Source organism: Chryseobacterium sp. JK1, from assembly GCF_050632815.1.
GTDB lineage: Bacteria > Bacteroidota > Bacteroidia > Flavobacteriales > Weeksellaceae > Chryseobacterium.
Window position 1 is genome coordinate 57247 of sequence record NZ_JBODRU010000008.1, and the last position, 20395, is coordinate 77641.

Consider the following 20395-nt stretch of genomic DNA (forward strand, 5'->3'; position numbering starts at 1 on the left):
TAATTTTCAAATTAACTCATTCTCAAATTCTCAAATTGAAAAAATTATGGACTTAGAAAAATTTGTTCAATACGTTCACGAAGAAAATAAAGTAGAACCAAAAGATGTAATGCCAGACGATTACAGAAAACTATTGGTTCGTCAGATTTCACAGCACGCCCATTCCGAGATTGTAGGAATGCTGCCGGAAGCTAACTGGATTTCCAGAGCCCCTTCATTGAGAAGAAAAATGGCTCTTTTGGCGAAAGTTCAGGATGAGGCTGGTCACGGTTTATACCTTTACTCAGCTACTGAAACTTTAGGAGACGGAAGCATCAGAGCTGATAGAGACGCTACTTATGACGATATGCTTGAAGGAAAAGCAAAATATTCAAGTATTTTCAACTACCCTACCTTAAGTTGGGCTGATATCGGTGCTATTGGCTGGCTAGTAGATGGTGCTGCGATTATGAACCAGGTAATGTTGATGGGGAACTCTTACGGTCCTTATTCAAGAGCCATGGTGAAGATTTGTAAAGAAGAATCTTTCCACCAAAGACAAGGCTATGAAATTCTAATGGCATTGTGCCGTGGTACAAAACAACAGAAAGAAATGGCCCAGGCTTCCTTAAACCGTTTCTGGTGGCCGGCTCTAATGATGTTCGGACCTAATGATGACAGTTCGCCAAACTCTAAAATTTCTATGAATTACAGAGTGAAAAGAGAAAGTAACGACAGTCTTCGTCAGAGATTTATCGACGTTACGGTTTCTCAGGCTGAATTCTTAGGATTAACCATTCCGGATAAAGATTTAAAATGGAACGAGGAAAGACAACATTACGATTTCGGTGAACTTCCTTGGGGAGAATTCATGGAAATCTTAAAAGGAAACGGTCCTTGCAACAAAAAGCGTATCGAAACCAAGAGAAAAGCGCAAAGAGAAAATTCTTGGGTAAAAGAAGCTGCGGCAGCTTTTGCAGAGAAACAACAAAAAGAAGTAATATAATAATGTAACAATATACCAATGTAGAAATGTAACAATCATTGTCATGCTGAGCTTGTCGAAGCATCTCATTGTTAAACTGGTACATTGATACATTGTTAAATTAATTTGACTATGGCAAATTTAGATATGTGGGAAGTGTTTATTCAGACTAAACCGGGATTATCTCACAAACACGTTGGAATTGTACAGGCACCAACAGCAGAAATGGCTTTGCAGAACGCAAGAGACGTTTATACAAGAAGAAAAGAAGGAACTTCTGTTTGGGTAGTTCCAAGCAAATATATTGTGACTTCAGAAGGAATTGATAAAGAAGCATTCTTCGATCCGGCTGATGATAAACTATACCGTCATCCAACGTTCTACGACATTCCAAACGACGTAAAAAATATGTAAAATAGCTAATGGCTGTTAGCTGCTTGCAATTTGCTAAAAGCTATATGCCAAAAGCCAAAAGCTAAAATAATGAACCCATTATATAATTATTTATTAAAACTAGCAGACGACAGTTTCATTATGGGACAACGTTTGTCTGCGTGGTGCGGTGAAGGTCCTTACTTAGAGGAAGATATTGCATTAACGAATATTGCATTGGATGAGCTAGGTCAGGCGAATAACTTTTACGTTTACGCTTCAAGAGTGATCGACAACGGAAAAAGTGAAGATGATATCGCATTTTTGAGATATGAGCATGAATATGTGAATGCACATTGGGTGGAACTTCCTAATGAAGATTATGCACAAACTATTCTTAAAGTATATGTATTATCCGTATACCAGAAACTGATGTATGAGGCATTATCCAATTCTGCTAATGAAGAACTTTCGGCAATTGCTCAAAAATCGTTGAAAGAAGTAAGATATCACTATACGCATTCATCATCTTGGATGAAAATCTTCGCTCAGGGAACAGAAGAAAGTCGTGAACGTTTGGTAAAAGGCATTGAAAATATCTGGGAATATACAAAAGGTCTTTTTGCTAAGACAGAAGGTGAAGACGATCTTGTTGCTTTAAATATTGTTCCCAATGCAGACGCTCTTTACGAAGAATTTCTTGCCATTACGAAGAAAGATTTTGCAGATTTCGGTTTAGAATATCCTGAAAACCCGTTCATGCAGCCAAAATCAAGAACAGGATACCATACAGAGTATTTTGGATTTATCCTTTGTGAACTTCAGTATATGCAGAGAGCGTATCCTGGATGCACGTGGTAATGAAAAATCTATGAAGCGGTTTTTGTTTTTTTTATTATTTAGTTTAATACTTACATCTTGTTCAAAAGAGCAAGGAAAAACGAAAATAATTAAAAATATCTCAGATTTAAATGATCTGTTTAATTTAAAAAACTATAAGACTCAGGTTAGGCTAAAAGTTAATGATTCTATAGATCATATAACGGCTCAATGGCATAATTTCACTTTAGCAGGTAATTTCGACACTAAAATGAATAATAGAACAGGAATCTGGACTTTGAAAAATAAATTGAATTCTAAGGAAATTCTGATTGATTATATTATTTTTAGTAAGGGTGATATCTTTAAAAATCAAATTATTTTTAAAGAACACAATAAAATTGATTCTTCAAAAAGTAAATTTTATATAGCAGAAGAAAAATCTTTTAGACATATACTACTAAAGTTCTTTTCACCTAAAATGGAGCAGGAAGTTTCAAAAGAAGCAAAAGTTGGATATAGAATATTAAGAGGTTCAAAAGTTCTAAAAGATGATTCTTTAACTTACAAAAACAATAAAGATGGAATATATCTTACTAATATAAAATTTGACTTTCAAAAGGGAGATGAACTTGCGGGCGCTTTTAGTGAATTTGTAATGGCAAAAGATCCTATAAGTAAGGATAGTCTTATAATGGGAAATAATTCAATATATTTTATAGAAAGATTTTGAAAAACCTTTTAGATTTATTAAAAACAATTCCCGATCCGGAAATTCCGGTCATTGATATCGTGGAGTTAGGAATTGTAAGAGATGCACAAGTCACAGGAGAAAATACCTGTGAAGTCATCATTACGCCTACTTATTCTGCCTGTCCTGCCATGTTTACCATTGAGGAGGATATTATCAAAATGATGAAAGAAAATGGATGGGATGCGAAAGTATTAACCAAGATGTTTCCGATCTGGACAACAGACTGGATTACTGATGAAGCGAGAGAAAAACTCCGGGTGTACGGAATTACACCTCCCGAAAAAGGAGCAGACGAACATCACATCGGGAAACCGAAAAAATGTCCGCGTTGTGGTTCCGAGCATACCAAGCAGATCAGCAGATTTGGATCTACCCTGTGTAAGGCATCTTACCAATGTTTAGACTGCCTGGAACCTTTTGATTATTTTAAATGTCATTGATGAGTTATTCATCAATCCAAAACAAATTTTACGGCTATGCAAAGCATAACGAAGGAATTGTTAGAATGTTAAATTATTAGACGGTTACGTTAATTTATATTGTTAAATTAGTGCGTTGTTAAATAATAAATTAATAAAAACTATGTATACACAACTTGATATTGAAACGCATTTTGACGGGAAGCTTAAAATCGCCTATCTTAATCAACCGGAAACCATGAACGCCCTTACCAAGCCGGCTTTAGCAGATCTTAAAGATTTTGTTAAAGAATGCAGCGAAGACGAAACGGTAAGATGTGTGGCCATTTCCGGAAGAGGAAGAGCATTTTGCTCAGGTCAGAATCTGGATGAAGCTTTTGTAGTAGGCAAAGAACACCACGATCATGACATCATCAGAAAAATTGTGGTAGACTATTATAACCCTTTGGTAATGGAAGTTACCCGTTGCAAAAAACCGGTTATTGCATTAGTAAATGGTCCTGCAGTAGGAGCTGGTGCGATGTTGGCTTTAATTTCAGACTTTGTTTTAGCCAATGAAAAAGCATATTTTGCACAGGCGTTTTCAAATATCGGATTGATTCCTGATACAGGAGGTACCTATTTCTTACCGAAGCTTCTAGGCAGACAATTGGCCAATTATTTAGCATTTACAGGTAAAAAATTATCTGCAGAAGAATCTAAAGCTCATGGTCTTGTAGCAGAAGTTTTCACAGAAGAAGAATTCGTTCCGAAATCTATGGAAATTCTTGAAAGAATGGCAAATATGCCAACAGCAGCCATTAAGCTTACGAAAAAAGCTTTTGCCAATTCTTATAACAACACCTTGAAAGAACAGCTTGAGTTGGAAGGAGATCTTCAGCAGGAAGCAGCAGAAACAGAAGATTTTTTCGAAGGGGTAAATGCCTTTTTACAGAAAAGAAAACCTAATTATAAAGGAAGATAATTAATTTGAAATGAGTTAATTTGAGAATTTGAAAATGAGAAATGACAAAGAAAATATTATTGTAAATAAGACTTTTGATTTTGCACTCAATATTATTGAATTTTCAGAAGATTTATACGAAGCGAAAAAATTTCCTTTGGCAAATCAAATTTTTAAATCAGGAACTTCGATTGGAGCCAATGTTAGAGAAGCTCAAAATGCAGAAAGTAACGCAGATTTTATTCATAAATTAAAAGTTGCAGCTAAAGAAGCTGATGAAACAGAATATTGACTTTTGCTATGCTTAAAGTCTCCATATTTGAAATCTCCAAACGAAAAATTAATATCTGATTTAAAAGAAATGCTATTAATTCTGTCTAAAATTATTTCAAGCTCAAAATTAAAATAATTTTCAAATTAACTCATTTTCAAATTTTCAAATTTAAAATATGAATGTAGGAATTATCGGTGCCGGAACGATGGGAATCGGCATTGCACAAGTAGCCGCAACGAACGGATGCAAAGTATGGGTGTATGACGCCAACGCAAAACAAGTAGAAACGGCAACGGTAGGTTTGGAAAAAACCTTGACCAAATTGGTTGATAAACAAAAAATTTCGGCAGAGAAAATGACTGAAATTTTGGCTAATATTTCCATTGCTACAGAATTGAAAGATTTCAAAGATTGTGAGCTCATTATAGAAGCCATTATCGAAAACAAAGAGATCAAAACCAAAGTGTTTACAGAGCTTGAAAACTATGTTTCAGAAAGCTGTGTGATCAGTTCGAATACCTCATCCATTTCTATCACCTCTCTGGGTGCAGAACTAAAGAAGCCGGAGCGTTTCATCGGAATTCACTTTTTCAATCCGGCTCCATTGATGCCTTTGGTTGAGGTGATTCCTTCTTTATTAACAGAAAAATCATTACCGGAAAAAATTTATAATCTCATGAAAGAATGGGGGAAGATGCCTGTTATTGCCAAAGATATTCCCGGATTCATTGTCAACAGAATCGCCAGACCTTATTATGGAGAAGGACTGAGGATTGTTGAAGAAAACATTGCTACACCAGAACAGGTGGATGAAGCCATGAAAACGTTGGGTAACTTCAAAATGGGACCTTTCGAATTAATGGATCTTATCGGAGTAGATGTCAACTTTGCCGTAACAACAACAGTTTACAAAGATTATTTCTACGATCCGAAATACAAACCATCATTATTGCAGCAAAGAATGTCTGAAGCAAAACTTCACGGCAGAAAAACTGGAAAAGGTTTCTACGATTATAGTGAAGGAGCCGAAAAACCTGTTGCTCAGAAAGATGATGCTTTATACCAACAGATCTTTTTAAGAATCATTTCTATGCTGATCAACGAAGCGGTTGAAGCTAAAAGATTAGGAGTTGCCAATGACGAGGATGTCGAACTGGCAATGCAGAAAGGAGTTAATTATCCAAAAGGATTATTAAGTTGGGGTAAAGAAATAGGGTATGCAAAAATTTCCGAAACTCTTCAGAATCTTTACGAAGAATATCAGGAAGAAAGATACAGACAAAGTCCTTTGCTAAGGAAAATGAATTAGATAATTTGAAAATGCCCCAATTTGAAAATTGATTATAAAAGGTTTTCATTTTCAAATTTTCAAATTTATTTAATTTTCAAATTAAGATTATGAATATAGATGAATTCAGAGAAGAGCTGGAGACCAGGCTTTTAATTGAGAAACAGTATTTAACTCAGGAAGCTTCCTCTGTTGATGAGCAGGAAAGACTTGAGTTATTAGGAAAGTTTAATGAAAAATATAAAGAGCTGATTAAAAGATTAGCCAACGAGAACGGAATTGATTTAAACGAATCCTATCCCTCTGAAAATTCATCAGATTCACAAAACCTTTCATACGGGCAGATCATTCTGGGGAAAACCATGAACGTTTACGACAGATTATCCGATGAACTGTATGAAGAAATAACAAACATATAATTAACAGAAATGAATCCAAGACAAGTAGCAGATTATATGTTCAATCAGGATGAGTTTTCCCAGTGGATGAATATCAAAATGATTGAAGTAAAAGAAAATTACTGTTTAATAGAAATGCCAATCAAGAAGGAGATGCTGAATGGGCTTAAAACAGTTCATGGTGGAGTTACCTTTGCGTTTGCAGACTCTGCGCTGGCATTTTCTTCCAACAATACCGGAGATGCTGCCGTGGCATTAAACTGTATCATCAATTTTACCAAAGCAGGAAAAGAAGGTGATGTTTTCAGGGCAGAAAGTATTTTGGTGAATGATACGAGAAAAACAGCTGTTTATGATATTCAGATTACCAATCAAAATCAGGAGCTGATTGCAAAATTTGTAGGAACAGTCTACAAAATCGGGAAAAAAGTAACCGACTTATAAAAAACTAAAACCAGACACCAGATTAAACAGAATGAAAAAAATAGTGGCACTGCTTTTCGGAATTTCAACGCTTCTGATCAACGCTCAGCAGAAAGTAAACGAAACTTTAAAAAAAGAGCTGGATGGAATCATGAAGGAGGATCAGGGCTTCAGAATGCTTTACACTTCTGATACAACACCTGAGAAACGAAACGAGATTCTGAAAGATTTAAATATTGATCAAAAAGAATTTGAAAAGAGAGGATGGGAAATGGTAGCAGAACATGATAGCCTGAATATAAAGACAATCGAACGTATTATTTCTCAATATGGTTATCCTGGGAAAACACTTGTGGGTGAGCCTACCAATACAGCTGCCTGGTATGTGATTCAACATTCTACCAAAATTGGAAAATATCTGCCTCTCATTAAGGAAGCCGGAAAAAAGAAAGAAATTCCTTTTACCTTGGTTGCGATGATGGAAGACCGGTATCTGATGAATCAAGACAAAGAACAGATCTACGGAACACAAGGAAAAGGCGAAATGACAAAAGATAAAGACGGAAAACAAATCTTTGTGAATTTCGTATGGCCGGTGGAAGATCTTAAGAATGTTAATAAAAGAAGAAAAGAAGCAGGGTTTGATGTCACCTTTGAAGAAAATGTCAAAAGAATGTTTGGCCCAGATTTCAAATATGAACCTTATACTTTAAAACAGGTTTTAGAATTAAGAAATAAAAACAAATAAATCTGGAATTGTTACACGGTTACATTACTGGATTATTATATTAAAATATTTATGAACAACGTATACATCATAGACTATGTCAGAACTCCCATCTCAAAACTGCAGGGAGGGTTATCAGAAGTAAGAGCCGATGATCTGGCTGCTATTGTGATTAAAGAAGTAGTAGCAAGAAATCCTGAAGTTCCTGTAGAGGAAATTGAAGACGTTATTTTCGGATGTGCCAATCAGGCAGGTGAAGATAACAGAAACGTTGCCAGAATGGGACTTTTATTAGCTGGTCTTCCTTACAAAATTGGAGGTGAGACTGTTAACAGACTGTGTGCTTCAGGGATGTCAGCTGTAGCGAATGCGTTTCGTTCCATTGCTGCTGGAGAAGGAGAAATTTATATTGCAGGAGGTGTAGAGCATATGACGCGTTCTCCTTATGTGATGTCAAAACCAAGTGCAGCTTTTGGTAGAGACAGCCAGATGTTTGATACTACTTTCGGATGGCGTTTCATCAACCCTAAAATGAAAGAATTATACGGGGTTGACGGAATGGGTGAAACTGCAGAGAATTTAGCAGACATGCACCAGATCAACAGAGAAGATCAGGATAAATTTGCCCTTTGGTCTCAGCAGAAGGCTACGAAAGCTCAGGAAAGTGGTAGGCTGGCAGAAGAAATTGTAAAAGTTGAAATTCCTCAGAGAAAAGGGGATCCAATCGTTTTTGAAAAAGATGAATTCATTAAACCTAATTCTTCTATGGAAGGATTGGGGAAACTTCGTCCGGCTTTCAGAAAAGAAGGAACAGTAACAGCAGGGAACGCTTCAGGAATGAATGATGGTGCTGCAGCTTTGATTTTAGCAAGTGAAGAAGCTGTTAAAAAATATGGTCTAAAACCAAAAGCGAAAATTCTGGGATCTTCCGTAGCAGGTGTGGAACCAAGAATCATGGGAATCGGACCTGTAGAAGCAACTCAAAAGCTATTGAAAAGGTTAAACCTTTCTCTGGAAGATATGGATATTATCGAATTAAACGAAGCATTTGCTGCACAGGCACTGGCAGTAACCAGAAGCTTAGGGCTGAAAGATGATGATTCAAGAATCAATCCAAATGGTGGTGCTATCGCTATTGGTCACCCACTGGGAGTTTCCGGAGCTAGAATTGTAGGTTCTGCCGCAATGGAACTTCAGAAGCAGGATAAAAAATATGCATTGTGTACCCTTTGTATCGGAGTTGGACAGGGGTATGCAATGGTGATTGAAAGAGTTTAATAGGAAAATGTGCTAATTTGAGAATTTGAAAATGATATTCAACATGCTTCAAATTAGCTCATTAATTTTAACATTTTACGTTTTTTGAGTAAAATGCTTTTGCATACGGAAAATATGCAGAAATATTTTCAAAAAGCTCAAAGAACCTCGTGTTAAAAATAATTTTCAAATTATTCCATTCTCAAATTTTCAAATTTAAAAAAAATGAACATCTACTCATACCACGGGATTCGTCCCATTATAAAACGAACTGCTTACATTCATCCGCAGGCAGTGATTATCGGGAATGTAGAAATAGGCGAAGAAGTCTATATTGGTCCCAATGCGGTAATTCGTGGGGACTGGGGGAAAATTATCATTAAAGACGGAGCCAACGTACAGGAAAATTGTACCCTTCACGTTTTCCCAAATATAGAAACCATTTTGGAAGAATCTGCACACATCGGGCACGGAGCAATTATCCATTCAGGACATATTGGAAAAAACTGTCTGATCGGAATGAACTCTGTGGTAATGGACAAAGCCTATATCGGTGACGAAAGTATTGTCGGAGCATTAGCCTTTGTACCTGCCAATTTCAGATGTGAGCCAAGAAAACTGATTGTAGGAAGCCCTGCAAAAGTGATCCGTGATGTTTCTGATGAAATGATTCACTGGAAAACAGAAGGAACAAAACTATATCAGGAGCTGGCAAGAGAAGGAAAAGAAGCTATTCTGCCATGTGAACCTTTTACAGAATATGTTCAGCAAATCCCAACCAAAATTGTGGATTACAGCATCTGGGATGATGTAAAATAATAGTTCAAACCTTATAGGTTTTAAAAACCTATAAGGTTTGAACTTACCAAAATAAAAACACACAAAATGAAAAATAAATGGCTAATAATACAGAAAATTTTGAATTTGAAGGTACATATCACATTTTCTCTCATGTAAATGGGATTGAAGTTATTTTTCGTGAACCATCAAATTATCAATTTTTTCTGGAAAAGGTAGAAAAATATATTCTTCAGGTCGCTGATATTTATGCTTATTGTCTGTTACCTAATCATTTTCATTTGTTGTTAAGATTTAAGAATTTTGATGATGTGAATAGTGAAAATGAACATCAGTTTTTAATGAAGCATTTTGGTAATTTATTGAATGCTTATGCTAAAGCTTACAACAAAAAATATAATAGAAATGGAGCTCTTTTTCTGAATGCGGTAAAACGAAAGAAAATATCTGATGAAAAATATTTATTGAAAGTTTTCCATTACATCCATAATAATCCAATAAATCACGGATTTGTAAATAAAATTGATCAATGGAAGCATTCTTCGTATAATTCATATTTGAATCCTAAAAAAGAAAGTAAATTGAATAGAAAGGAAATCATGCAGTATTTTGATTCGCTAGAAGTTTTTAGAAATTATCATAAGTCGACTATTGAATATGATTTTTTAAATTTTGAATAATTGCTAATAATCAAACCTAACGGGTTTTTAAAACCCGTTAGGTTTAATAAAATTAAATATGATTAAAAAAATTGCACTTGTATGCAGCATAATGTTTGCGGTGGGTTGTACGCTGTCAGCACAGACGGTTACGACAAAACCGCTTACCATAGGAGAAGTGAGGACTATTAAGTCCAAAACGTTAAATGAAGACAGAACACTGAATATTTATCTTCCACAGGGATATGATAAAACAAAATCATACCCGGTGATCTATCTGTTAGATGGAAGTATGAATGAAGATTTTATTCACGTAACAGGATTAGTACAATTCTTTAATCAAATGTATTCCATGCCGGAAACCATTGTGGTGGGGGTAGCTAATATAGATAGAAAAAGAGATTTTACCTTTCATACAGATTTGAAGGATTTACAGAAAGACTATCCTACAACAGGACATTCTGATAAGTTTATTACATTCATGGAAAAAGAACTAAAGCCTTATGTGGAAAGTCAGTTTAAAACTACAGACAAATATCTTTTCGGTCAGTCTTTGGGAGGACTTTTGGCAACAGAAATCCTTTTGAAAAAACCGGAAATGTTCAATAACTATTTTATCATCAGCCCAAGCTTATGGTGGGATGATGAAAGCCTTTTAAAGCAGGCTCCTCAATTACTTTCTAAATCTGCAGATACAAAAAAGTTTGTTTATGTCTCTGTAGGAAAAGGAGAACATCCGGTGATGATAAAAGATGCTGAAGCTTTCTATGATGTTTTGAAAAAAGCAGGAAAGAAAAACTGGACATTAGAATATAAAATGATGGAAACAGACAACCACGCAACCATTCTTCACAGAAGTTTGTATGAAGGATTGGTGAAAATGTTTCCTTATCAGGAACCGAAATAAATCAGTTTCAGTTAATGAACATTCTGAAGAAGTACTGGATCGTAATATTGATTTTTATAATCATTATGAATGTTCTTGCACTTTATCTGGTAAAAGAATCAATAGGAATTTCAGATGTTTTGGAACATGTTGAATCAGATGAGGTAATTGCTAAATTAAAGCAGAAAGACAATTTTTACATGTTGTTTGTTGAAATTGTTATCATTTTAGACGGCTGGCTGGCACTATTTATCCCTTATTTGATTATTAGAAACTTTATTAAAAAGAATAATATAAGCAAAAAGTAAAAAACTATATGGAAAAGTTAAAAAACTATATCTACGGAGAATGGGTAGAAGGTACAGGAAGCGGAGTTCCTTTGTACAATGCCGTTACAGGAGAGCAGGTAGCTGTTTCTGATACTGAAGGGCTTAATTTTGAGCAGGCTCTTGACTACGGAAGAACCGTAGGATATAAAAACCTTTCTTCAATGACTTTCTACGATCGTGGGGAAATGCTGAAAAAAGTAGCACTTTACCTGTTGGAAAGAAAGAAAAAATACTACGAACTATCATACAAAACAGGAGCAACTCACGTAGATTCTTGGGTGGATATTGAAGGAGGTTTCGGAACTTTCTTTACTTATTCCGGATTGGCAAAAAGAATGCTTCCTAATACTTCGTTCTGGGTAGATGGAGACACTCAGAAGATTTCCGCAAACGGAACTTTCTTGGGAACTCACATCTTAACACCTAGCGAAGGAGTTTCTGTACAAATTAATGCCTATAACTTTCCGGTGTGGGGAATGCTGGAAAAACTCTCTACTTCATTATTAGCAGGTGTTCCTTCTATTGTAAAACCATCTCCTTTCGGATCTTATCTTACGAATGCTGTATTCCAGGATATGATTGAAAGTGGAGTTTTACCTGAAGGTGCCGTGCAGTTAGTCTGCGGAGAGCCGGGAAATATTTTAGATTATGTACAGGACGGAGACTCTGTATTATTTACAGGTTCAGCCCATACAGGACGAAAATTGAAATCACTTCCTTCTGTGGCAGGAAATGCAGTTCGTTTCAATATGGAAGCAGATTCTTTGAACTGTTCTATCCTTGGATTGGAAGCAAAACCGGGAACACCTGAATTCGATCTATTCATCAAAGAAGTTCGTAACGAAATGACGACAAAAGCAGGGCAGAAATGTACTGCGATCAGAAGAATTATCGTTCCGGAACATTTAATAGGTGATGTACAGAATGCTTTGTCTAAAGCTTTGGATCAAACGAAAATCGGAAACCCATTAAGCAGAGAAACCAAAATGGGATCTTTGGTGGGAAGACAGCAGTATGAAGAAGTTCTGAGAAAAGTAAACATCTTAAAATCAGAAACAGAACTTGTCTATGACGGAAAACACGAACTGGTAGATGCCAGCTATGAAAATGGAGCATTTATGAGTCCAAAATTATTCCTGAACGACAAGCCTTTCGAAAAAAATATCTCTCACGATGTAGAAGCTTTCGGGCCGGTATCTACATTAATGCCATATAAAGATGCCGAAGAAGCAGCTGCATTGGCAAAAAGAGGAAAAGGAAGTCTGGTAGGATCTATCATATCTCATGACGAGAACTTTATCGCAGAAACTTCCTGGAAAATGGCTTCCCAGCACGGAAGAATCTTTGTGTTAAACAGAGATAACGCCAAGGAAAGTACAGGCCACGGTTCACCACTTCCGACATTGATGCACGGAGGTCCGGGTAGAGCAGGTGGAGGAGAGGAAATGGGCGGACTGAGCGGTCTTCATTTCTTCTTACAGAAAACTGCTATTCAGGGATCACCGGATGTACTTAAGGCAATTACTAAAATTTATCAACAAGGAGCAGAGAAGAAATTCTCAGACAAACATCCTTTCCAAAAATATTTTGAAGAAGTAGAAGTAGGAGACTCTTTAGAAACAGCAGGAAGAACAGTTACTGATGCAGATATCGTCAACTTCTCCAATGTTTCATGGGATCATTTCTATGCACATACCGATGCTACAAGTCTTACAGGGACCATTTTTGATAAAACCGTAGCTCACGGATATTTCATTCTTTCAGCGGCAGCAGGATTATTTGTTTCAGGTAAAAAAGGACCTGTAATTGCCAATTACGGACTGGAAGACTGCAGCTTCTTCAAACCTGTATACGCCGGAGATACCATCACGGTTTATTTAACAGCAAAAGAAAAAATCAACAGAGGAGTAAAAGGAAGAAACATTCCTTCCGGTGTTGTAAAATGGCTGGTTGAAGTCGTTAATCAAAGAGATGAGGTGGTTTGCGTAGCAACGATCTTAACATTGGTGGCAAAACAATCCCCTTTCATCGACCTGAATGTGAAAAATATTCAAAAGATGCTTAATGGATTAACAGAAAGTACTTCTCCACAATGGGGCAAAATGTCTCCGCAGCAGATGATTGAGCATTTGGAGCAGGCAGTATTGGTAAGTTTTGGAGAACCTGAAGCTGAAAAATGTTTCACTCCTGAGGAAAACCTTGAAAAATGGCAGGATTCTCTTTACAACCACAGAACAATGCCAAAAGAATTTACGGCTCCATTCTTACCAAAAGACGGATCTCTTCCGGAACCTACCCACAAAAACCTGGAAGCTGCAAAAACTTCTTTCATGGATAACCTGAAGAAATTTGTAATCTACTACAAAGAAAATCCACAGGCAGAACACATGAATTATGTATTCGGGAAACTGAATAAAGAAATGTGGGAATTGATGCACAGAAAGCATTTTACGCATCATTTCCAACAATTTGGATTGATTTAATTCAAAATTATAATAAAATTTCCCCTTCAGGTTCATTCTGAAGGGGATTTTAATTTGGCAGGAAATAGTTAAATTCATACATATTCTTTTAATCATGAAATCTTTAAAAATTACGTTTGTCTTTTTTGCTTTTTCATTTTTACTCTTTTTGTCCTGTTCCGGAAATCCGAAACCTGATAAAGAAGGCTATTTTTCTGAAGAGAAATTTGTTGATAGTTTGAATACTGGAGTAAAAGGAAAAACTAAAGTTGAATTTGAGAAATTCAGGCATACAGGTAACGGAGATGTATTTGTGTCAATTAATTTTTATAAATTAGAAAAGAAGTGGGTAAAAGGTGAAAAAACTGATATTGACATCTGGCGACTGACGAACGGTTTTAAATTTGATAAAGATGGAATATCTGATCTGGATGTTCAAATCTGTGACTTCAATAATGATGGTTTTAATGATATAACCTATCAAAGTGCTATCGCTGGAAGAGGAGGGAATATAGTGATGACATTATTTGTCTATGATCCGAATAATAAAAACTTTATTCACATTAAAAATTCTGAATCCTATCCGAATTTAACCTATAATAAAAAATTACACTGTATCAATTCTTTAATTTTAACAGGTACTACTATAACCGCTTTTCTGAAAATCAGGAAAGATTCTCTGGATGAATTTGCACGAGTTGATGTTTCCGATAAAATAATAATAAAAGAAAAAGATTCCACAGGTAAGTTCAAGATTCTCGAAGAAAAACCATTCAAAGGAAATGATGAAGACTTTTATAAGACTTTTAGAAACTATAAACCTTTAGAATATTAACTTTACACAAGTAAGGACTGAATAGTTCTTGATATAATAAATAAAATAGTATGGAATTACAATTTTTTAAAGACTTTGATTTTACAGGCTTCTGGGATGAAAGCAGCTATTCACAAAGAGATTATATTGAAGAATTTCCGGATGATGAAATGATCGCTTCTGTTGAAGAAGAGCTTGGCTATAAACTTCCTGCATCTTATATCGAACTGATGAGAATTCAAAATGGAGGATTGGTAGATAAATGTTGCTTTCCAACTACAGAAGGTACTTCCTGGGCAGACGACCATATTGCGATGACAGGAATTATGGGTATTGGAAGAAAGAAAACCTATTCTGTTTGTGGAGAATTAGGAAGTCAGTTTATGATTGAAGAATGGGGATATCCCAATGATGGTATTTATGTGGGGGATTGCCCTTCTGCCGGACATGATATGATCCTTCTGGATTATTCCAATTGTGGGAAAGACGGAGAGCCGGAAGTAGTACACATAGATCAGGAAGATGATTATAGGAAAACCTTCCTTGCCAAAGATTTTGAAACTTTTATCAAAGGATTAAAAACAGAGGGCGATTTTGACGATGAGTAAATGAATAGTATCTTTAAACCTCAAATCATAAAATATAAAAATAATGAACGAAAATTGGATGCAAAAGTGGGAAGAAGTAAAAGACATTTTGACTTGTCCTACAGATCTGGAAACCTATTTTACTTCTGATAAAATTATGGGACAGAAAATGGAAACGATGGCAATCGGAAATGTTTCTCTTCCATCAGGAAAAGTAATTGTAAGAGATCCGTTAGTCTTCCTTAAGGTAGGAGAGCAGCCTTATTTTGTAGAAGTTCCCAAAGGAAATTTCCCTGTAACTGTTGCTGTAGTAAAACTTGAAGAATGGGGCGATCGCTATGCTGCTGTAAAAGTAGAGTTTTCAAAAGAAAAACCTGTTGTGTACAGAGAAGCATTGATTGGTGTAGAAAAACTGGAAGACATTAATGAAGGAGATTATTTTGGATTTTCTGTAGATGCAGGATTAGGATGTATTACCGACCCTGAAGTTCTTCCATATGTGGATAAGTTTAGGAAGGAACTAAATGTAGACAATATGTATGACAACTATTTTGCAGATCTTTTTGCCAAAAGCTATAAAGAAAACCCTGCAAATCAGAGAGAGTTGGGGGATTGGATCAGCTGGACCGTTCCCCATACGGAATACCAGATTCCAATGTTTGCTAGTGGAGTAGGAGACGGGACGTATCCGGTTTACTTTGCTTATGATGCACAAGGAAAAATATGTGGTCTTTATATTCAATTTATTGATATTGAATTAGCACTGTCCGAAGAGGACGAAGAAGAGGAAGAGGAAGATGAAGACGATGAGGTTTCTGATCAGCCGGATAATTTTATCTTTTTAAAATAATTTTTTCATGAATAAAACTTTTGCAGATCAAGTCATTGAATTCAATACAACATTGAATTATTCAGGAGCTCTACCTGAAGGCTTCGAAGTCCTGAATCCGTATCTGGATAATCCTGAAACGATGGAAATCATGCAAAAGTTTTATCATAAATATTACCATGATTCCCAGAAAAGGAAATTTATTGTAGGAATCAATCCAAGCCGCCATGGAGCAGGTGTTACGGGAGTTCCGTTTACCGATACAAAAAGGCTTGAAAGCATTTGTGGAATTAAAATGCAAACGGCCCACACCCACGAAGTTTCTTCCGTGTTTATGTATGAGATGATTGAAGAATACGGCGGCGCAGAAATCTTTTACAAGGATATTTATATCAATTCTCCGTTTCCGTTGGCGATCGTTAGAAAAACAAAAAGCGGTTGGCTTAATGCCAATTATTATGAGGACAAAAAGCTGTTTGAAGCCGTAAAGGATTTTATGATCGAATCTTTAAAGAAACACATAAGTCTCAATCTGGATACCTCTGAAGTTTTCATCCTTGGTAAAAAGAATGCCGAGTTTATTTCAAAATTAAACAAAGAAGCAAAGCTGTTTGATAAGATGACAGTTCTGGAACATCCAAGATATATTCAACAATACAAGTCCAAAGAAAAGCAATTGTACATAGACAAATATATTCTGGCTTTGAAGAAGTAAACCATTTCTTCAATGACCTTCATGATCATGTTTTTTATTAAATTGACCTTATGAACGTTTTCCCCACAAACACTGCTTTTAAATACAGTTGGCGGACTTATCAACAAAAATTTCTGGATCACCTTGATGAATATCTCGTAGACAATCATCTTCACATTTCTGCACCTCCGGGTTCGGGAAAAACGGTGCTGGGACTGGAAATGATGGTCAGACTCGGGAAACCTACTTTGATTGTTGCTCCCACATTAGCCATAAAAAACCAATGGATTCAAAGGTTTTGCGAACTATTTCTGGATACAGAATCGATCCCGGAATGGATTTCCTCAGATATTAAAAACCCAGGGATTATCACTGTCACAACCTATCAGGGACTTCATTCTATTTCAGAATCTAACGAATCAGAAGAATCGTCGGAGAAATCTACGAGAATTTCTGCTGCAGAAATGCTCAAAAGGCTTACAAAGCAAAAAGTAGGCACTCTCATCCTGGATGAAGCTCATCATTTGAAAAATGCCTGGTGGAAAAGTTTAATGGAAGTGAAAAGCAACATTAACCCTACCGTTATTGCACTTACCGCAACTCCTCCTTTCGATGTTTCAGGTACAGAATGGCAGAAATATATCCAGCTAAATGGCCCAATTGACGTTGAAATATCCGTTCCCGAGTTAATGATTGAAGGAGATTTGTGCCCTCACCAGGATTTGGTTTACTTTACCCTTCCATCAGAAGAAGAACAGAAAAAAATTGAGTATTACCATACACAGGTCTCTTCTTTTTTTGAAGAAATTAAAAAAGATAATACCTTTTTAAACGCTATTGAGCAGCATCCAATCTATCAAAATCCTATAGAGCATTTGGATTGGATCTATGAAAATATATCTTCTTATACTTCCGGGCTGGTGTATCTTAATTTCAGAGGAAAAGTAATTCCTGAGATTCATTTCGAAATTATTGGCGATCAGCAAAAATATATCCCTGAATTCGATTTCTTCTGGATGGAAGAACTTCTGGATTTTTACCTGATCGTAGATGTGATAAACTTTAAAAACTTTGAAGAACATCGTACCGATCTTGGGAACAGATTAAAAAGAAAAGGCTTTTTTGAACAGAAAACGATCAGCTTTTATAATACTAAAAACCTGAGCCAAATTCTGAACTCAAGCATTGGTAAACTTCAGGGAATAAAAGAAATTACCGACTTTGAGTTTTCAGTCTTGAAGGAAGACCTCAAAATGGTAATCCTGACTGATTTTATTAAAAAAGAATATCTGAATAATGAATCTCAGAATCATCTTCTTCTCGATAAAATAGGAGCTGTCCCGATTTTTGAAAAACTCAGAAGAGAAAACACTCAAAATAAAAAAATAGGAGTGCTTACGGGCAGTCTCGTTATCATCCCCGTGAGTGCAAAAAAGATATTTGATGATTTATCTTCAAAAAAAGGAGTTTCACGTGTCTCATGCATTCCGCTTACCTGTGATGAGAATTATTTGATCGTCAGTCTTTCCGAGCAGATAAAACATGATATTGTACATATCATTACCGAGCTTTTTCAAAACGGTGAAATTCATGTTTTGATCGGTACAAAATCCTTACTCGGAGAAGGATGGGATGCGCCCAAAATGAATACACTGATTCTTGCCAGTTTTGTAAGTTCTTTTGTGCTTTCCAATCAGATGAGAGGACGAGTGATCAGAACAGAGCAAGATAATATCCATAAAACCGGGAATATCTGGCATTTGGTATGTTTCGATTCTCATAATTCCAGTGGTGGACAGGATTTGAATATCATGAAAAGGAGATTCAAAACTTTTGTTGGAATTTCCAATAAAGAAAATCCTACCATTGAAAATAATTTTGAAAGGCTGAATAGCGGTATTATCGAAAATAAAGAGCAGATTGCCAAGATCAACCGGGAATCTTTTGCTCTGGCAGAAAACAGACCTGCACTGATTCAGCGTTGGAAGACTGCTTTGGACAAAGGAGATATCTTAGTGGAGGAAATAAAAATTCCTTCAGGAAATATGACTGAAATGGATGAGATGAGAATGGATTATCTGGGGAAAATGACCGGAAATTTGAGTAAAGTGATGATCTCTTCATTTATTTTATTCTGGCAGGACCTTTTGTTAGGTTTATTGAGAAACGTACAGTCAATGGGGTCTATAAAGAGCTTTTCTATATTTGCATCTCTGTTAGGAGGAGTAGGTTTTCTGGTGTATGGAGTGAAATTCTACAGATCTTTCAAACTATATTTAAGATATAAAGATACTGCCAAACAGATTGATTCTCTGGCTGAGGTAGTTGTATCAGCACTTATTTATGAAAGAATAATCCGAACCCCATTTGAAAAACTTAAAATTGTAAGTTCCTCAGATAATCATAAAAACGCGTTCTGCTATTTGGAAGGAGGAAGCCAATATGAGAATTCCCAGTTTATCCAAACCTTACAGGAATTGATTTCCAAAGTGGATAATCCCAGATATTTAATAAAACAAAAGAGAAGACGTTTTTTTAAAGCAAAAGATCAATATTTCCCGGTACCCGAGATTTTTGCCAAAAACAAAAAAAGTGCAGATTTTTTTAAGAAATCATGGGAAAAAGCTGTTGGAGAATCTGAACTGGTATTTACAAGAACAGTGGAAGGCAGGAAAATTTTGCTTAAACTAAGATTTGAAACATTACTAAAGAGAAACGGAAGGATAGAACATTTGCACAAATGGACAAGATAAACCCTGAAAAATATCTTTCAAAACTTTAAAAAACAAGGCTGCTTCGTAATGAGGCAGCCTTTAAGGAGTTATAAATTAAAATCTTTAAATGGGGAACAAATATCGGGGTTTCTTTCCTGGTCTTAGTCTTTAATAATTTTGGTTGATTCTGTTGCTGTTCTAATGATGTAAACTCCTTTTGGAAGATCCGAAATATTGATTTCATTATTTCCTTTCTGAGTTTGTACCGTTTTCAGCATTTTACCATCCAGACTGTAAACTTTAGCTTCATTAGCTTTTTCTGTGATGATAGAAACAGGTCCATTGGTTGGGTTAGGATAAACAGCCAAGTCTTTTTTAGTGCTTTTAGCCTCTGAAGTGCCCAATACCAGATTGCTGTCTTTTACCCAAGTGAAGGCATCCAGTGCTACATATCGGAAACCTCCGTTTGCCGTAATTTGAAGCTCGTCAATAATAATGTTTGAGTAGTTTTGTCCGTTCAAATTAGTCAGATCAATCAATGTATATCCGTTGGTTGCACCTAAGCTTGTTGCAAATCCGGTTGTTTTAGTTTGTGTGAATTTTGTTATTCCACTCAATTTTCCTGTAACGGTGATGCTTCCTGTTACAGAAAGATCAAGATTCAATGCGGATAGATACATCCAGAACCTGTTTACCTTAAACAGATTGGAAGTAGTCTTAATACTGAATGATGGTGGAGATTGTGAATCATTAGAATTATCAATATATCTATTGTCATTTGCTGTTCCGCTCCAGCCCGTTCCCGGGAAGTTTGCCTGAATATCAAAAACACTTACATGAGAAATGATGTTGAACGTCACACCATTGTCAGTAAAGTTTGTGCTTCCATTTTGTTCCGTTTCAAAAGTCTCTGTAGAGGCCTGCCCGAATGAAAAAATTGAAATGAGCAGACTACAAATTGTTAAAAAAGTAGTGCTTTTCATGA

Annotated in this window: 23 protein-coding genes; 22 read left to right on the plus strand and 1 reads right to left on the minus strand. The window is 35.9% G+C overall.

The window, feature by feature from the left end; translation table 11 throughout:
* Positions 1-46 precede the first annotated feature (46 nt).
* The 22 genes from paaA to ACQ76T_RS24665 all read left to right on the plus strand — a co-directional run bounded on the left by paaA (position 47) and on the right by ACQ76T_RS24665 (position 19449).
* Positions 47-985: a 1,2-phenylacetyl-CoA epoxidase subunit PaaA gene (paaA, locus tag ACQ76T_RS24560; RefSeq protein ID WP_315032664.1), complete on the plus strand. Its 939-nt coding sequence runs from the start codon at positions 47-49 to the stop codon at positions 983-985.
* 111 nt (positions 986-1096) lie between these two features.
* A complete protein-coding gene (gene paaB / locus ACQ76T_RS24565) occupies positions 1097-1378 on the plus strand; it encodes a 1,2-phenylacetyl-CoA epoxidase subunit PaaB (RefSeq protein WP_034679196.1) in 282 nt (93 codons plus the stop codon).
* 69 nt (positions 1379-1447) lie between these two features.
* Positions 1448-2197, plus strand: a complete 750-nt coding sequence (gene paaC, locus ACQ76T_RS24570) for a 1,2-phenylacetyl-CoA epoxidase subunit PaaC (RefSeq protein ID WP_431345822.1) — start codon at positions 1448-1450, stop codon at positions 2195-2197.
* Complete coding sequence (locus tag ACQ76T_RS24575) at positions 2136-2888, plus strand: hypothetical protein (RefSeq protein ID WP_431345823.1); 753 nt, start codon at positions 2136-2138, stop codon at positions 2886-2888. Before paaC ends, ACQ76T_RS24575 begins: the two co-directional genes overlap by 62 nt.
* Positions 2885-3349 carry a 1,2-phenylacetyl-CoA epoxidase subunit PaaD gene (paaD, locus tag ACQ76T_RS24580; protein ID WP_431345824.1) on the plus strand — a complete coding sequence of 155 codons (465 nt, stop codon included), beginning with the start codon at positions 2885-2887 and terminating at the stop codon, positions 3347-3349. Before ACQ76T_RS24575 ends, paaD begins: the two co-directional genes overlap by 4 nt.
* A 142-nt stretch (positions 3350-3491) precedes the next feature.
* A complete protein-coding gene (locus tag ACQ76T_RS24585) occupies positions 3492-4292 on the plus strand; it encodes an enoyl-CoA hydratase/isomerase family protein (RefSeq protein ID WP_431345825.1) in 801 nt (266 codons plus the stop codon).
* Positions 4293-4326: 34 nt separating this feature from the next.
* Positions 4327-4563: a four helix bundle protein gene (locus ACQ76T_RS24590; RefSeq protein WP_431345826.1), complete on the plus strand. Its 237-nt coding sequence runs from the start codon at positions 4327-4329 to the stop codon at positions 4561-4563.
* Between the two features lie 157 nt (positions 4564-4720).
* Positions 4721-5854 carry a 3-hydroxyacyl-CoA dehydrogenase NAD-binding domain-containing protein gene (locus ACQ76T_RS24595; RefSeq protein ID WP_431345827.1) on the plus strand — a complete coding sequence of 378 codons (1134 nt, stop codon included), beginning with the start codon at positions 4721-4723 and terminating at the stop codon, positions 5852-5854.
* A gap of 89 nt (positions 5855-5943) precedes the next feature.
* Positions 5944-6252 (plus strand): hypothetical protein, encoded by a 309-nt coding sequence (locus tag ACQ76T_RS24600; protein WP_431345828.1) that lies wholly within the window; start codon positions 5944-5946, stop codon positions 6250-6252.
* 9 nt (positions 6253-6261) lie between these two features.
* A complete protein-coding gene (locus ACQ76T_RS24605) occupies positions 6262-6675 on the plus strand; it encodes a PaaI family thioesterase (protein WP_431345829.1) in 414 nt (137 codons plus the stop codon).
* 31 nt (positions 6676-6706) lie between these two features.
* A complete protein-coding gene (locus ACQ76T_RS24610) occupies positions 6707-7402 on the plus strand; it encodes a DUF6624 domain-containing protein (protein WP_431345830.1) in 696 nt (231 codons plus the stop codon).
* A gap of 51 nt (positions 7403-7453) precedes the next feature.
* Entirely contained in the window at positions 7454-8659 is a 1206-nt protein-coding gene (gene pcaF / locus ACQ76T_RS24615; RefSeq protein ID WP_431345831.1) for a 3-oxoadipyl-CoA thiolase, read from the plus strand.
* A gap of 204 nt (positions 8660-8863) precedes the next feature.
* Positions 8864-9457: a transferase hexapeptide repeat family protein gene (locus ACQ76T_RS24620; RefSeq protein WP_431345832.1), complete on the plus strand. Its 594-nt coding sequence runs from the start codon at positions 8864-8866 to the stop codon at positions 9455-9457.
* 77 nt (positions 9458-9534) lie between these two features.
* Positions 9535-10116: a transposase gene (locus ACQ76T_RS24625; protein ID WP_431345833.1), complete on the plus strand. Its 582-nt coding sequence runs from the start codon at positions 9535-9537 to the stop codon at positions 10114-10116.
* Positions 10117-10174: 58 nt separating this feature from the next.
* A complete protein-coding gene (locus ACQ76T_RS24630; protein WP_431345834.1) occupies positions 10175-11002 on the plus strand; it encodes an alpha/beta hydrolase in 828 nt (275 codons plus the stop codon).
* Between the two features lie 14 nt (positions 11003-11016).
* Positions 11017-11289, plus strand: coding sequence for a hypothetical protein (locus tag ACQ76T_RS24635; protein WP_431345835.1), 273 nt, complete (start codon positions 11017-11019; stop codon positions 11287-11289).
* Positions 11290-11297: 8 nt separating this feature from the next.
* Positions 11298-13793 carry a phenylacetic acid degradation bifunctional protein PaaZ gene (gene paaZ / locus ACQ76T_RS24640; RefSeq protein WP_431345836.1) on the plus strand — a complete coding sequence of 832 codons (2496 nt, stop codon included), beginning with the start codon at positions 11298-11300 and terminating at the stop codon, positions 13791-13793.
* A gap of 94 nt (positions 13794-13887) precedes the next feature.
* Complete coding sequence (locus ACQ76T_RS24645; RefSeq protein ID WP_431345837.1) at positions 13888-14607, plus strand: XAC2610-related protein; 720 nt, start codon at positions 13888-13890, stop codon at positions 14605-14607.
* A 50-nt stretch (positions 14608-14657) separates the two neighbouring features.
* Entirely contained in the window at positions 14658-15194 is a 537-nt protein-coding gene (locus ACQ76T_RS24650; protein WP_431345838.1) for an SMI1/KNR4 family protein, read from the plus strand.
* Between the two features lie 43 nt (positions 15195-15237).
* Entirely contained in the window at positions 15238-16023 is a 786-nt protein-coding gene (locus ACQ76T_RS24655; RefSeq protein ID WP_431345839.1) for a DUF4241 domain-containing protein, read from the plus strand.
* A 7-nt stretch (positions 16024-16030) separates the two neighbouring features.
* Positions 16031-16717: an SMUG2 DNA glycosylase family protein gene (locus tag ACQ76T_RS24660; RefSeq protein WP_431345840.1), complete on the plus strand. Its 687-nt coding sequence runs from the start codon at positions 16031-16033 to the stop codon at positions 16715-16717.
* Between the two features lie 50 nt (positions 16718-16767).
* Positions 16768-19449 carry a DEAD/DEAH box helicase family protein gene (locus tag ACQ76T_RS24665; protein WP_431345841.1) on the plus strand — a complete coding sequence of 894 codons (2682 nt, stop codon included), beginning with the start codon at positions 16768-16770 and terminating at the stop codon, positions 19447-19449.
* Between the two features lie 122 nt (positions 19450-19571).
* On the opposite strand, the gene ACQ76T_RS24670 is transcribed toward ACQ76T_RS24665, so the two are convergent.
* The gene (locus tag ACQ76T_RS24670) at positions 19572-20393 is read right to left on the minus strand and encodes a T9SS type A sorting domain-containing protein (RefSeq protein ID WP_431345842.1); all 822 of its coding nucleotides are present in this window, start codon (positions 20391-20393) and stop codon (positions 19572-19574) included.
* Between the last annotated feature and the right edge of the window lie 2 nt (positions 20394-20395).